This window comes from Rossellomorea sp. RS05, from assembly GCF_039822645.1.
In the GTDB taxonomy this organism is placed as follows: Bacteria; Bacillota; Bacilli; order Bacillales; family Bacillaceae_B; genus Rossellomorea; species Rossellomorea marisflavi_B.
In genome coordinates, this window is record NZ_JBDKWY010000001.1 from 179,210 (window position 1) to 193,267 (window position 14,058).

The 14,058-nt window shown below is 47.2% G+C and carries 18 protein-coding genes; 7 read left to right on the top strand and 11 right to left on the bottom strand.

Going from position 1 to position 14,058, the window contains the following annotated elements; translation table 11 throughout:
- Nucleotides 1–95: 95 nt before the first annotated feature.
- From ABJ225_RS00980 to ABJ225_RS00995, 4 genes are all read right to left on the bottom strand, one after another.
- Nucleotides 96–1,442, bottom strand: a complete 1,347-nt coding sequence (locus ABJ225_RS00980; RefSeq protein WP_318341065.1) for a CoA-disulfide reductase — start codon at nucleotides 1,440–1,442, stop codon at nucleotides 96–98.
- Between the two features lie 72 nt (nucleotides 1,443–1,514).
- Nucleotides 1,515–2,006, bottom strand: coding sequence for a YajQ family cyclic di-GMP-binding protein (locus tag ABJ225_RS00985; RefSeq protein ID WP_251404523.1), 492 nt, complete (start codon nucleotides 2,004–2,006; stop codon nucleotides 1,515–1,517).
- Nucleotides 2,007–2,154: 148 nt separating this feature from the next.
- The gene (locus ABJ225_RS00990; RefSeq protein ID WP_148794838.1) at nucleotides 2,155–2,286 is read right to left on the bottom strand and encodes a DUF3941 domain-containing protein; all 132 of its coding nucleotides are present in this window, start codon (nucleotides 2,284–2,286) and stop codon (nucleotides 2,155–2,157) included.
- Between the two features lie 52 nt (nucleotides 2,287–2,338).
- Nucleotides 2,339–3,187, bottom strand: a complete 849-nt coding sequence (locus ABJ225_RS00995; protein ID WP_347318014.1) for a DegV family protein — start codon at nucleotides 3,185–3,187, stop codon at nucleotides 2,339–2,341.
- Between the two features lie 175 nt (nucleotides 3,188–3,362).
- Here ABJ225_RS00995 and ABJ225_RS01000 point away from each other — a divergent pair, with 175 nt between their 5' ends.
- The gene (locus ABJ225_RS01000) at nucleotides 3,363–4,208 is read left to right on the top strand and encodes a YitT family protein (RefSeq protein ID WP_056538648.1); all 846 of its coding nucleotides are present in this window, start codon (nucleotides 3,363–3,365) and stop codon (nucleotides 4,206–4,208) included.
- A gap of 41 nt (nucleotides 4,209–4,249) precedes the next feature.
- Here the strand turns inward: ABJ225_RS01000 and ABJ225_RS01005 are convergent, their stop codons facing one another.
- The 3 genes from ABJ225_RS01005 to ABJ225_RS01015 form a co-directional block, all read right to left on the bottom strand.
- Nucleotides 4,250–4,429, bottom strand: coding sequence for a DUF3813 domain-containing protein (locus ABJ225_RS01005; protein ID WP_053427561.1), 180 nt, complete (start codon nucleotides 4,427–4,429; stop codon nucleotides 4,250–4,252).
- A gap of 1 nt (nucleotide 4,430) precedes the next feature.
- Nucleotides 4,431–4,574, bottom strand: a complete 144-nt coding sequence (locus tag ABJ225_RS01010; RefSeq protein ID WP_162838955.1) for a hypothetical protein — start codon at nucleotides 4,572–4,574, stop codon at nucleotides 4,431–4,433.
- A gap of 105 nt (nucleotides 4,575–4,679) precedes the next feature.
- Entirely contained in the window at nucleotides 4,680–5,489 is an 810-nt protein-coding gene (locus ABJ225_RS01015; protein WP_218245729.1) for a Cof-type HAD-IIB family hydrolase, read from the bottom strand.
- A 157-nt stretch (nucleotides 5,490–5,646) separates the two neighbouring features.
- Here ABJ225_RS01015 and ABJ225_RS01020 point away from each other — a divergent pair, with 157 nt between their 5' ends.
- On the top strand, nucleotides 5,647–6,420 hold the full coding sequence (locus ABJ225_RS01020; RefSeq protein WP_347318017.1) for a prolyl oligopeptidase family serine peptidase: 774 nt from the start codon (nucleotides 5,647–5,649) through the stop codon (nucleotides 6,418–6,420).
- Nucleotides 6,421–6,486: 66 nt separating this feature from the next.
- Complete coding sequence (locus ABJ225_RS01025) at nucleotides 6,487–6,795, top strand: metal-sulfur cluster assembly factor (RefSeq protein WP_053427558.1); 309 nt, start codon at nucleotides 6,487–6,489, stop codon at nucleotides 6,793–6,795.
- Between the two features lie 41 nt (nucleotides 6,796–6,836).
- On the opposite strand, the gene ABJ225_RS01030 is transcribed toward ABJ225_RS01025, so the two are convergent.
- Complete coding sequence (locus tag ABJ225_RS01030; RefSeq protein ID WP_347318019.1) at nucleotides 6,837–7,514, bottom strand: Crp/Fnr family transcriptional regulator; 678 nt, start codon at nucleotides 7,512–7,514, stop codon at nucleotides 6,837–6,839.
- A gap of 50 nt (nucleotides 7,515–7,564) precedes the next feature.
- Complete coding sequence (locus tag ABJ225_RS01035) at nucleotides 7,565–8,383, bottom strand: undecaprenyl-diphosphate phosphatase (protein WP_347318021.1); 819 nt, start codon at nucleotides 8,381–8,383, stop codon at nucleotides 7,565–7,567.
- Between the two features lie 174 nt (nucleotides 8,384–8,557).
- Between ABJ225_RS01035 and ABJ225_RS01040 the strand changes: the two genes are divergently transcribed.
- Both ABJ225_RS01040 and clpB read left to right on the top strand, forming a co-directional pair.
- Entirely contained in the window at nucleotides 8,558–8,737 is a 180-nt protein-coding gene (locus ABJ225_RS01040) for a YjzC family protein (protein ID WP_048004339.1), read from the top strand.
- Between the two features lie 122 nt (nucleotides 8,738–8,859).
- On the top strand, nucleotides 8,860–11,445 hold the full coding sequence (clpB, locus tag ABJ225_RS01045) for an ATP-dependent chaperone ClpB (RefSeq protein WP_347318023.1): 2,586 nt from the start codon (nucleotides 8,860–8,862) through the stop codon (nucleotides 11,443–11,445).
- 304 nt (nucleotides 11,446–11,749) lie between these two features.
- Here clpB and ABJ225_RS01050 read toward each other — a convergent pair whose 3' ends face one another.
- The gene (locus ABJ225_RS01050; protein ID WP_347318025.1) at nucleotides 11,750–11,980 is read right to left on the bottom strand and encodes a hypothetical protein; all 231 of its coding nucleotides are present in this window, start codon (nucleotides 11,978–11,980) and stop codon (nucleotides 11,750–11,752) included.
- A gap of 195 nt (nucleotides 11,981–12,175) precedes the next feature.
- Complete coding sequence (locus ABJ225_RS01055; RefSeq protein WP_053427553.1) at nucleotides 12,176–12,358, bottom strand: DUF2929 family protein; 183 nt, start codon at nucleotides 12,356–12,358, stop codon at nucleotides 12,176–12,178.
- Nucleotides 12,359–12,583: 225 nt separating this feature from the next.
- On the opposite strand from ABJ225_RS01055, the gene ABJ225_RS01060 reads away from it, so the two are divergent.
- Both ABJ225_RS01060 and ABJ225_RS01065 read left to right on the top strand, forming a co-directional pair.
- The gene (locus tag ABJ225_RS01060; RefSeq protein ID WP_218245735.1) at nucleotides 12,584–13,324 is read left to right on the top strand and encodes a hydrolase; all 741 of its coding nucleotides are present in this window, start codon (nucleotides 12,584–12,586) and stop codon (nucleotides 13,322–13,324) included.
- Between the two features lie 18 nt (nucleotides 13,325–13,342).
- The gene (locus ABJ225_RS01065) at nucleotides 13,343–14,056 is read left to right on the top strand and encodes a hypothetical protein (RefSeq protein WP_347318027.1); all 714 of its coding nucleotides are present in this window, start codon (nucleotides 13,343–13,345) and stop codon (nucleotides 14,054–14,056) included.
- The last annotated feature ends 2 nt before the right edge of the window (nucleotides 14,057–14,058 follow it).

Genomic DNA, 14,058 nt, shown 5'->3' on the forward strand with positions numbered 1-14,058 from the left:
CTCCTTTTTAGTATTTCGTCATCTGGAATAGTGTTTACCCAACGTTTGGAAATGATAACGTCATCTTTGCAGATTTTTGATCATTAAGACTCTGGTCAATCCATTTCGGCTTCAGCCTTATATCCGACCATGTTCAACAGTCCTTTCGGAGAAGAGAATGGTGGGGCATAGCACGTTTCGATTTCCTGAAGTCCAGTGATTGTAATCCCCCCATAAATGGCGGTAGCAAGGATGTCAATTTGTTTATCGACTTTTTCTTCGCCGATGACGCTCCCTCCATAGATCTTTCCGCTGGAGGGATCGAAGTGGACTCGTACGTATACATCCTTTGCCCCAGGGTAATAGGCGGCATGGGATTTCCCTTTATGGACAATGGTCTTGAACCGATAGCCCTTCTTGTTCAGTTCTTTTTCCCCGAGACCTGTGGAAGCGACGTGGAGATCGAAAACTTTTGCTATGGCCGTGCCGAGCATTCCGTGGAATGGTACGGGGTCTCCTGTGATATGTCTGGCGATAACATAAGCCTGACGATGAGCGGGCCATGCGAGGGGCACCTGCTTTGGGGCGTGATCAATGAAGTCAATGGACTCCACGGCGTCCCCGACACAATAGATGGAAGGGTCATCCGTCTGCATGAACTCATTCGCCTTGATACCCCCCGAATCCCCGAGAGAAAGTCCCGCCTGTTCTGCAAGGACGTTGTTCGGTTTGATCCCCACAGCAAGAAGCATGCAGTCAGCCTGGATCATCTTTCCGCTGTCGAGCTTAAGCTGATCAGGTCCCGAGACTTCACTTAAGCCATCGTCAAGAAAAACATCAACCCCGTTGTCGTTGAGATGCTTCTGGACGATTTCAGCTGCTTCAGGGTCAATGATATGGATGAGCTGCGAAGAGCGCTCCACTACCGATACACTCATGCCGAGTCCCGTAAGGTTTTCCGCCATCTCCACCCCGATGTAGCCTCCGCCTATGATGGCACAGGATGTGGGCTTTTCTGTTACAAGATGCTGCTTCATCCGGTCCATGTCTGCGACGGTCCGCAGATGGAAGGCGGGAATCTGCTTCAGTCCCGGAATATCGGGGAGGATGGAGGAGGCACCAGTGGCAAGAACCAGTACGTCATAAGTCTCTTCATAATCCTCATTGGTGGTATGATTGCGAATATGTAAGGTCTTTTGTTCCCTGTCGATCGTTAATGCCTCATGCTTCATCCTGACGTCCAGCCCTTTTTTTGTTTGAAGGGATTCAGGAGTGGCGGCGAACAGGCTTTCACGATCCTTGATCACATCCCCGAGATAATAGGGCATCCCGCAGGCGCCGTATGAGAGGTGATCGGTTCTTTCAAGGACGATGATTTCCATTGTTTCATCAAGCTTCCTGAGCTGGGATGCCGTGGTGGCCCCGCCACCGACCGCTCCGATGATGATCACTTTTTTAGTCATGTTCTGCCTCCTAAAAATAAAAAGTCCGATGGGTTTATGATACCCATCGGACAGATAGAAGAAACAGAAGGATCAGCGGAAGTTCACAAACTGGACGTCGATGGAGAGGTCGGCTCCCCTGACAGCTGCCATGATTTGCTGAAGGTCATCTTTGCTTTTTCCCGTAACCCGGACCTGGTCGTCCTGTACCTGGCTTTTGACTTTCACACCCGACTGTTTGATTAGGAGATTGATTTTTTTCGCATTTTCTTTATCGATTCCCTGTACAAGCTTGGCGCGTTGGCGCACGGTACCGCCGGAAGCTCCTTCAAGCTTACTATAGTCCAGATTCTTGACAGGCACATTGCGCTTGATCAGCTTTCCAAGAAGGACATCCTTCAGCTGGTTCATCTTGAACTCATCATCCGAAATCAGGACGAGCTCCTCCCCGTCAAGTGTGATATCGCTTTTGCTCCCTTTGAAATCATAGCGTGTCTTGACTTCCTTCAGTGCAATTTGAATCGCATTGCTTACCTCAGACATATCAACCTGTGAAACGATATCAAATGAATTTTCTTTTGCCATATGTAAATCCCTCCGTATATGCATCATTCTTTTTCTCTTATTAAAATACCACCTGGGCCGGTATAAAGTACAGGATATTCCCCTTATGGGATGGATTTCTTGAATGATCGGCAACAAAAAAGCCGCCTTAGAATAAGGCGGCAGCTGATCAAAGATGATCGGTTTTTTTGGAAAATTGATGTTTACCTGCTTCTCTGTTCTTTTCTTTCAGCTTGTTCTTTTTTTGAAGCAGGGCGTTATTGTCCCTGGCTTTCTTCTCGTTATCTGATGTATGTGACATGATATACCCTCCTTTCCCTTAGTATGGGCAGGGTGGGTAGGAATATGTCTGATCAGTTCAAGAAATAGATGGCGAGGGTGCCGGTGCCTGTATGAGAACCCACAGCACATCCAATAATATTGATGGTAACATCCTTAGGAGAGAAACGCTCTTCAATCATCGCTTTCATCTCTAGGGCAAGCTCTTCATCATCTCCATGTGAAATGCCGATTGTCTGTTGGGAAAGGTTGTTTCCGCGTTCTTCCATCAGATCGAGGATGCGCTTGAGGAGCTTCTTCTTCCCGCGATGTTTTTCAAGTGGCACGAGTTTACCATCTTCCACATGAAGAAGGGGCTTAATATTCAACAGCCCTCCAAGGAATGCAGAAGCTTTTGATACACGACCGCCCTTGGCGAGATATTCCAAGTCTTCGACGGTGAACAAATGCTCCATATGCTCCACATGGTAGCGTGCCGTTTCCAGGATTTCATCCTTGGTGCCGCCGGCATGGAGTACTTCTGCGGTCTTGATGACCGACAGTCCGTATCCAAGGGATGCGCTCCTGGAATCGATGATGGTCAAATCAAGATCAGGATACTCTTCCTTCACCTGATCCCTGATCATCACCGCTGTCTGATAGGTCCCTGACAGTTGGGAGGAGAAGGCGATGTAGACACCTGCATCGCCGGATTTGGCCAACTCTGTGAACGTCCTCAGGAACATATCGGGTGAAACCTGGGAGGTCTTCGGAACATGACCTTCGCGGATTTTATCAAATACTTCCTTGGGCTGGATCGTGACAAGGTCTTCATAATCATGTCCGTCAATATGTACCTGCAGTGGAAGCAGTTCTATGTTGGGTTGGTCGAAGAAAGTTACCGGCAGGTCGCTGGCACTATCAGCAAAAAGTTTTACGTTCATATCTATCACCTTTTTTCGTTATATAGGTTTAGTCTAGCTATTTTTCAGTAAAAGCACAATCGATAGTTATTCAAATTCTTGTACATAAGGATCATGTGCAAGGGGTTTAGCTGTGATATAGTGTGGAACATAAGGAACAATGACACTTGCCAAAGGAGTTCGATTCATGAAAAAAATGCACGTTACCCTGGAAGCGAAGAAGTTTCTTGTTGTATTGGTGGGAGCGGTCCTCGGGGCTGTTGCCATGAACTTCTTCCTGATTCCTGCTAATGTATATGCAAGTGGATTCACGGGTATGGCTCAGTTATTATCCAGCCTCCTGAAGGAATTCACACCGTTTCATCTGTCTACAGGTATTTTATTATTCATACTGAACATACCCGTCACCATCTTGGGATGGATGAAGGTGGGTCGGTCATTTACGATTTACAGCTTCGTCTCGGTTTTCCTTACTTCATTCTTCCTTGAAGTCATCCCTGTGGTGGAGCTTTCACCCGATATCCTCCTCAACGCTGTATTTGGAGGCGTCATTGCTGCAGTCGGTGTCGGTCTTACCCTGAAGTATGGTGCCTCGACCGGAGGGATGGATATCATCGCCATGATCCTTTCGCGGTTGAAGGACAGACCGGTCGGAACCTACTTCTTCATTATGAATTCAATCATCATCATTTCAGCGGGCTTCCTGTATGGGTGGGAAAAATCCCTTTATACGCTCGTGACCCTTTATGTAACAACCAGGGTCATCGACGCCATCCATACGCGTCATGAAAAGCTTACCGCCATGATCGTCACGAAAAGGACGCAGGAACTGAAAGATGCCATCCATGCGAAGCTGGTGAGAGGGATTACGACGGTGCCGGCCAAAGGGGCTTTCTCAGGGGAAGATAAAGAAATGCTCATCATCGTCATCTCCAGATATGAACTGTATGAACTGGAGCACACCATCAAGGAAGTTGATCCCCAGGCATTCACGAATATCGTCCAAACGACAGGTGTATTCGGATTTTTCAGGAAAGACTAAACAAAGGGCAGCCATTTTATCGGCTGCCCTTTTGCATGTTCTTACGATAGGCGGTTCAACTCATCCTGCATGGAGTGAAGCTGCTTTCTCTCCTCGTTATTCGAGTTGGCAAATGCAGAGGAAAGGGCATTTTTCGCTTTCTGTATCGCCTGTGGATCCGATTGTGAGCCACAGGCTTCCTCAACTGCGGTCCGGGCCTGTCGGAAAAGTGGATTTGCCATGTTACAGACCTCCGTCGTAAGGAGTATTGGAAAGCTTCCTTGCTTCTGCCTCGGCATAAGTCAAATGGTATGGAATGCGTTCATCATGTTTAGAGACCGCATTTTTTCCTTGCTGTACAAAACGCTTGGACTTGTTCCTTCCCATCCTAACCACCCCTTATCGAAGTTGGAGCGCCACTTGGACGCTCCTGATTAGTATGGCTGAAATCCATTGAAATACGTTAGCAAGTATTACCCTCCATTGCCAGAATTACAATTCAAGATGCCTTTGAAGGAACCTGCCGATCCCGTCATCTTCATTACTTTCCGTGATATGGTTGGCAAGATCTTTAAGTGGATCGATGGCATTCCCCATGGCTACACCCGTTCCGGCATATTGGATCATTTCAAGATCATTATCCTCGTCACCGAAAGCAATGATGCGGTCCTGTGGAATTTGAAGGCTCGCGGCCACTTTTTCGATGCCGACGGCTTTATTCAGGCCGGTTTTGACGATTTCGATGATGTGCCAAGGAGCAGCCCAGCGGCGATGATCGATTAGTTCTGCATGGACGTCGTCGAGGTGGGAACGGATCTCCGGAACATCGTGTTCATCAGCATGTATCAGCATGGAAGTGGGGTGATCTTTCAATACTTGACGTATATCTCCGGTAGAGATGGACGGATTCCCCATCATGAATACATCGATGATCTTTTCATCATGATAGTGAAGGTACACATCATCCTTCACTTCCGCCACGATATTCTGGAATTTGAAACCGTGACAGGCATCAATGATTTGTTTGGCTGTCTCAAGGTCCATCGGTTCATGATGGACTCCCCAGGAAGAGTCACCCGGGTGATGGACGAATGCCCCGTTAAAATTGACGATCGGCGTATTGAGCCCCATCTGCTTATAGTAAAGTTCACTCGCACGGAATGGTCTGCCTGTTGCAATCATGACCTCATGTCCATTTTTCCTGGCTTTATTGAGAGTATCCAACGTGCGCACGGATATTTTCTTTTCATCTGTAAGCAAGGTTCCGTCCAGGTCAAGGACGATAAGATGTTTATCTTTCATGTTCACTAATCCCCCATTTATATATTCTCTAGTTGTAGTGTACGCATAAGGCCGCACGCTTGTCCACTGAACGTGGAGGTGAAGGCCAAATAATATACATGCCCCTTCCACTAGGATATCATAGGAAGGAAGCTATACTTGGAAGGAGCGGACGATCGTGATCATCGTAGAGAATAATACCATTGAAGAAATCCCCTTTCTTCATCTGGTGAAAGAAGAATACCGCAATGAAGCGCTGCCGACGTGTTTTTTCGTCCACGGATTCACGAGTGCGAAGGAGCATAATCTGCACTATGCATATTACTTAGCCGAGAAAGGCTTCAGAGTGATCCTGCCTGATTGTCTTGAGCACGGGGAGCGGGGGACAGGTAAGACCGAATATGAGCTGGGCAAACGATTCTGGAATATCGTCATCCATACCATCAAGGAGTTGGATATCCTCAAGGAGACTTTCGCCCTGGATGGCCTGATTGATGAGGAAAGAATCGGTCTAGCGGGTACGAGCATGGGCGGAATCGTGACCCTTGGTGCCCTGACTCAATATGAATGGATCAACAGTGCGGTATCCCTCATGGGAAACCCATCTTATGTGAAGCTAGCAAAGGCTCAGCTTGGCCAGCTTGAAAAAATGGGCTATGAGAATCCTTTCACAGAGGGGCAGGTCGAAGAAATCTTGTCCGAGCTCTCACGGTTCGACCTCAGTCTGCAACCGGAAAAGCTGAACGGACGTCCCCTGATGTTCTGGCATGGTAAAAATGACAAAGTCGTACCGTTCCAGCTTACATATGAAGCGTATACGGAACTTCTTCCTTTCTATGAAGGACGCGAGGATCAACTGGTCTTCCTTGAAGATAAGAAGGCTAATCACAAAGTGAGCAGAGACGGTGTCTTGAAGCTTGTGGACTGGTTCGTCGATCATCTGATGGCGTAACCTTTTGTCATATGGGACAGATTTTGTTAAGATTGGTTAAGAATACGGACAGATAGGAGTGATCGTGTGGATCAAGATCTGAAAGATAATATGATGGGCGCCCTTGAACAAGTGGTGGACCCTGAACTCGGAATAGACATCGTGAATCTGGGATTGGTATACGACGTGGAATTGAATGAAGAAGGAACAGCCACCGTTACGATGACGCTGACTTCTATGGGATGTCCCCTCGCCGGGACCATCGTGGATCAAGTAAAAACAGCGCTTCGTGATATCCCTGAAGTAAAAGATACTGAAGTCGACATCGTATGGAATCCGCCTTGGAGCAAGGACAATATGTCACGCTATGCCAAAATCGCATTAGGGATCCGTTAATCGTTCCATAAGAAAAGGGCCTGCACATAGCAGGCCCTTTTCTAGTTGATTTGACAAACGCATAGGGGGCATTGATCGCAATCGATCGTTTCTTTCAGTCGATCCAGTTTATGAATGGTGATGAAGCCTTTGTTCATGGAAATCACCCCGTCTTCCTTGAGGTCGTGCAGCATCCGGTTCACCATTTCCCTGGAGGCACCACAGAAATCGGCCAGGTCCTGATTGGTGAGGCAGATTCCGATGAGGGTCCCGCCCACTTGGTGTTCACCGTACGTATTGGTCAAACGGATCAAGGTTGAATATAGGGCGCCCTTCTTGCCATGAAGAAGAAGATCCCGGAACCTCGATTGGTCTTTCCTCTGTTGCAGCTGAAACCATTTGATCCAATCCCGGTTCCTCACACGATCGTCCAAAAGGGATGTCTCGAAGTCGGTGATAGGAATCGAGAGGAGGGAACAGCGATCCATTGCCCTGGCACTGACCGAATAGGAAGAATCTCCGCAAAGCAATTCTCCCACCACATCACCGGCTCCGACAATTCGAAGGGCCAGTTCACGTCCACCGGGTGTGGACCTCGTTACTTTGATATGCCCTTCCTTGATAAAGAACAAGTGGCTTGGAACTTTTCCTTCAAGAAACAGGTAGCTTCCTTTGGAAACATCATATGGGTGACCATCCAACATGAACATCTCTTTGATCGATCCAGGTACATGTCCCACAGCCTCACACCATTTCGTTTAGATAGGTAAAGGATATTCCTCCCCGTGGATTATAGAAGGGAAAATAGTGCCACGCCACCGCCGACAACAAAGCAGTAGATGGCGAACACTTTCAGGTTGCCCCTTGCCATGATCCCCATGAACCATCTTAATGCATAGTAGGATGCAATGAGGGAGGCAAGGAACGCAACGGTATATGGTACGGCCAGTTCCCCTAAGTTAGGGTCGTTGATCAGGTCTTTGATGCCGAGCAGCATGACACCGAACGAAACAGGTATGTATAAAAGGAAAGAAAATCGAAGGGCGGTTTCGGGTTTCATTCCCCGTCCCATGGCAGCAACAATGGTAGCTCCTGAACGACTGATGCCAGGAATCAGAGCGATTGCCTGTGCCAGTCCAACGATAATGGCATCTTTAAAATTGAGGTCCCCGTCATTTTTACGCCCGCGCAGATTGCGGATCAACCAGAGGGCGATACCCGTAATGAAGAGGGTGATTCCCACAGTGATGATACGGTCCGAAACGAGCGCCTCGATCTTATCACCGAACAGGACACCGATGACACCGGCGGGGATCGTCCCCACAATCAAATACAGGATGAATTTGAAGTCGCGGGTATTTTCCGGGGACTTCGTTTTGAAGTATCCGATCCCGTTTGCAACCAGCCTGTAGATATCACGACGGAAAATAACCAGGACTGCCAGCAAGGATGCGGTGTTCACAAGAATTTCAAACGTTAAAGAAGTGGTCTTGATATTAAAAAAATGCTGGACAATTTGAAGATGGCCACTGGATGAGATCGGGATCGGTTCGGTCAGACCTTGAATGAGTCCGAGTATCAGGTATTTCAGTATTAAAATAAAATCCATTTTGTTTCCTCCAAGTAAAAAAATTCACACTTATTCATTTAACACCATTGTACAAAAGACTGTAAAGGGAATTTCCAGATTCGAAAAGAGATTGACATATTTCTGACAGGTATGAATGGCTCCTGTATGTCGAAAAATAGAAGGGAAGCACATGCTTCAAAAGGAGGGGGCATTATGGGACAGCGCAGACACTTCAAGGGTGGCGAAAAAGCACCTAATAATGGAATATACATTGAAATCGGTGAAACCGGGAGTACAGTCAATCACCCGAAGCAGGCTAAACTGAAGGCCGGGGATCGTTTTCCTGAGACGACAAACGACGATCGCCACTGGACATATGCCAGGAAGCCGTAATGACAAGGGATGGGGCATCTGCTCCATCCTTTTTTCTGCCGTTACGGGCTTTTATTTTCCAATAGGGAAGGAACAAGCTATAATAAAGAAAAGGTCAAGAATGGTCAAGGAGGAGTGTGTACATGAATTTTGATCAATTCACCGTTGCCATCCAGGAGGGGCTCGTGGCGGCAGGGGAACTGGCAAAGGCGAAAAAGCATACTGACATCCTGTTGATCCATCTGTGGGATCGTCTGCTTGAAGGGCCGGACAGCTTTTTGGCTTCCCTTTATGCCCGGATGGATGTCGATATTTCAGAGCTGCAGGAGTTTATACAGTCAAGGATTGAGCAGGTCCCGGAGGTACAGGGGGAGAATATTCCTTATGGACAATACTTCGCTACTGATATTCGTCGTCTCCTTGAAGATGCCAAACAGCTTATGGAAAAATGGGATGATGAGTACATATCCACAGAACATCTTGCTGTAGGGATTTACCGTCAGCAAGACCATCCCATAACGCGTTACTTCCTTTCAAAAGGGATTGAGCAACAATTGATTCAAAATCAGGTGGAAACCATCAGGGGAGGGGACAAAGTGACAGATCAACATGCTGAGATGAAATATGAAGCCCTTAAGAAGTATGGAAGGGACCTTGTGGAAGAGGTGCGATCCGGAAAGCTTGATCCGGTTATCGGACGAGATGGAGAAATCCGTCATGTCATCCGGATCCTTTCAAGAAAAACCAAAAATAATCCCGTTCTGATCGGGGAACCGGGTGTAGGGAAGACGGCCATCGTAGAAGGGCTTGCTCAGCGGATCGTCCGAAAAGATGTTCCGGAGGGGTTGAAGGAAAAGACCATCTTTGAATTGGACCTGAGCTCACTCGTAGCAGGGGCGAAGTTCAGGGGAGAATTCGAAGAGCGACTGAAGGCGGTACTGAAAGATGTGAAAAAAAGTGAGGGAAGGATCATCCTCTTCATCGATGAGTTGCATACGATTGTCGGTGCAGGCAAAACCGAGGGTGCAATGGATGCAGGAAATATTCTCAAACCTATGCTCGCCAGGGGGGAACTCCACTGTATCGGCGCGACGACGCTAAATGAACATCGTACGTATATTGAAAAAGATCCCGCCCTCGAACGACGCTTTCAGCAAGTGCTTGTAGAAGAACCGACCGTAGAAGATACGATCTCAATCCTCCGTGGACTGAAGGATCGCTTTGAAATCCACCATGGTGTCAATATCCATGACCGGGCCATCGTAGCAGCTTCGACTCTATCTGACCGCTACATAACCGATCGTTTCCTGCCGGATAAGGCCATCGATCTTATTGATGAAGCATGTGCCATGATCCGAACCGAGATCGATTCGATGCCCACAGAGCTCGATGAAATCACCAGGAAGGTGATGCAGCTCGAAATTGAAGAAGCGGCTCTGGTGAAAGAAAAGGATGCAGCTTCCTTGGGGCGACTTGACTCCATCAGGGGGGACCTTGCCAGCCTGAAGGAAAAGGTGAATGGAATGAAGATGAAGTGGGAACAGGAAAAAGAAAGCATCGCCATCGTCCAGGAAAAACGTGAGGAGCTGGAAAAGCTGCGCCGGTCCCTCGAGGATGCGGAAAATCAATATGATTTGAACAAAGCAGCGGAACTCCGGCACGGAAAGATTCCAGAAGTCGAGAGAGAGCTTGCTGGTCTCGAAGCAAAAGCGCTGAAGGAAGAAGAAGGGCGTTTACTGAGGGAAGAAGTCACAGAAGAAGAGATTGCAGGCATTGTGGCCAGATGGACGGGAATCCCCGTAACGAAATTGGTGGAGGGTGAAAGGGAGAAGCTCCTGAAACTCGACAGCATCCTTCATGAACGGGTCATCGGCCAGGATGAGGCGGTCGGTCTGGTGACAGATGCCGTCATCAGGGCAAGGGCAGGGATCAAGGATCCCAACCGTCCAATCGGATCATTCATCTTCCTAGGTCCCACAGGGGTAGGAAAGACCGAGCTTGCAAAAACCCTCGCCCAGACCCTGTTCGATAGTGAGGATCACATGATCCGTATCGATATGTCAGAGTACATGGAGAAACACGCGGTTTCAAGACTTGTGGGAGCTCCTCCCGGGTATGTGGGCTATGAAGAAGGAGGCCAGCTTACTGAAGCTATCCGGCGTAAGCCATATTCGGTGATCCTACTTGACGAGATCGAAAAGGCCCATCCAGAAGTGTTTAATATCCTTCTTCAGATGCTTGATGATGGGAGGATCACCGATTCTGCCGGACGAACCGTGGACTGCAAGAACACGGTGATCATCATGACCTCCAATATCGGATCAACCCATCTTCTTGAACGCAATCACGGAGAAGAGGAGATCAATGAAGAAACGAAGGAATTGGTCATGGGTCAGCTGAGGGCTTCGTTCCGACCGGAATTTCTGAACAGGGTGGATGATATCATCTTATTCAAACCCCTAAGCGTCAACAATATTAAAGGTATCATTGATAAGCTCTTTAAGGAGCTGCAAGAGAGGGTAGCTGAACAGGGTCTCTCCCTGCAAATCACGGACGACGCCAAGTCCTTCATTGCTGAGTCGGCCTATGACCCCGTGTACGGGGCGCGTCCATTGAAACGTTTCTTGCAAAAAGAAATCGAAACAAAACTTGCCAGGGCCATTATAGCTGGCGAGGCCACTGGCGAAGTGATGGTTGAGAAAGGGGAGCGGGGTCTGACGATCAGGTAAGGATGGTTGAAAAAAGTCCTATCAAATGATGAACAAGATCAATTCATGTTTTTAATACCGCTAATGATTTCCGTGCAAGACTTCGCTTTCCGTGGGTAGCCTGTGAGCCTCCTCGGCATACCTGCGGGGTCTCACATTAGCTACTCTCCCACAGGAGTCTTCGTCTTGCACTCCAATCAACCGCTGAATACAATGACATTTAAATGTTCGTAAATCAAATTAAAAACCCGAATTCCTTTACCTAGTGGTAGGCAAAGGAATTCGGGTTTTACTATGACTAAAACACTTATGTCCCATCTATTACTCATTCTGAGCGAGCATCATCTTTGTATGTAAGAACAATGAATTTATAGTCCGAACGATTACTGTCCGGAACCTTTTTAGATGGTCGTACATTAATCGTATTTAATATTTCTTCATTGATATGCTCCCACTCATCTAAAGTGAGGGTCACGACTTGTTGAATTATGGCCACATTGATAAATTTCAGTATACTATCCGGATTGATTCTCGGTGGTTGGTCGGCTGCTGGCATTGGTCCCTCTCGGACGGTTATATTGCCTGGATTCTTTCTGCTCGTCATCAGTATTAATTCTCCGTTCACGAAATCTTAAGACGAGTTAATTGCACCAACAGCTCAAGCGGAAAGAACGGAGAAATCTCCGGCGTTTTGAATAAAAAAAGCATGTAGACGGTCTTCTGAAATTCAGACCCGGTCTACATGCTTTTTTTAATGATCTTCGACAGGTTCGTTGGGAAGGATCAATGTTACGATATAAGCAAGGATCGTGACAGCTACGGATAAGATCAATCCCTGCATGAAATCGAATTTTCCGCCACTCATGTTTGCTACAACATAAGTCAGCATCTCGGTCAGTGCAAATGCCCAAAAGAACATCCAGAAAAATTTCACGGTTACACCCCGTTTCTATATAATTGGCTGAAAAAGCCTATGTAAACATTCATAATCTCCTCTATACTACCACAGCTTCAGCTTTTAATAAATGGCGAAAATGTGAAATGTAAACCCTATCATTTTATTCTCTTCATCATGAATTCCTTCATTAATGGGCTAATCCCCTTTCCGATACAGGAACCTCGCATACACTATAGTACCTTGGAAAAAGGAGAATTTCAGATGTATCAACGATTGTTTCAAGTAGAGCAAGAGTGGTGCATGATTCATTATCCAGAACGACCGAACGGTTTTGCAGTGATGATCATCGGTGACTACGGTCAAGATGTAGATGAGAAAAGCAGTTTCTGGTCCCATCATGAATTCCGCAAGAAATGGGTCCGTGACATGACAGATAAAGGGTATATCGTTTTTTACAGCAATCTCTACGGAGCCAATTGGGGAAACAAAAGGGCAGTCCGCCTTGCTCATCGCCTCTATCAATATGTGAAAAGGACTGAGATCATCAATCCGCGTATTCATATCCTGATTGAAGGAATGGGCGGGCTTGTGCTGAAAAACCTGTATCCCCTGATGAAAGACGAGGTAAGGAGCATCGTCATGCTGTCTCCATGTGTGTCCCTTCGAAACCATCTTGAACAGGAGAAGGAGCAGAAGTTTTTCCACAAAAAGCTCATTCGGGAAATCAGACATGCTTTCAGCGTGACGGAAGATCAGTGGCCGGCATTCATTGAATCTTTAACAGAATCAAATGTGTTCCACACCCTCCCCATGCCACTTTACATTGTGCAACCTACCAGTCTGAATCGTTATAAAAATCAAGTCTCACTCATACTAGATATATATAGGGACCGGTTGGAAAATGGTCTGATGGTCGATCTGTTTTATGTTCTTCCTGAGAAGCGGATGTCATTGGGAAGGAAATTCACATCTTATTTTGCGAAGCACGAGAGCGATCTTTAGCTGATGGGAGTGAAAGAAGTGAATCATGCATATGTGTTTCCGGCCCAGGGTTTTCTGGGCTTTCAATTATGTACGGCACTGTTGGAGGAAGGGTGGGAGGTGACGGCACTTGATTCCGGCAGGGAGATGGGTGACCATTGGATGGAAATCGGGCGTAATGCCAATCTTCACTGGACGTCTTTTTCGACTTGGGATCGTCTCGTCCCTTCGGGTAGTCATGTGTATCTACCCTATTATGATGAAGATGACCTTTTGACTGAAAAAGAAGGAGAAACCTTGATGGAACAGGCAGGATACACCATCAGGGTTTTCAGCCATTTTCAGGACCCTCCATCAGTTAATCCATCCGGAGCTGATATATACGTTCCCACTTTGATCGGTCTGCGACAGCCGGTGTCCTACCATTTTGCCAGACTTATAAGGGATGTCCGTGTGGATGAACAGGTCCAGGATGATCCGACCGGGGTGATCTATGTAAAGGATGCGGCCAGGAAGATCATCTCATGCACAGGGGAAAAGGGGGAACTTCATCTGAAGGGAGAGGCAGCTTGGGCCGATGCTTCTGCCCTCCTGACGGAAGCGGGAATTCCGCAATTGAAAGCACCGAAGAACATCAGGGGGAAGGCGATTCCCGTCATGGCTTCAAAGAGTTTAGAAAATATATTTGATGAGCAATTAAAGGAAGCCGGGATAAAAAAAGGAAAAAATAGCTTCCCTTATTCGGACAGGTAAAG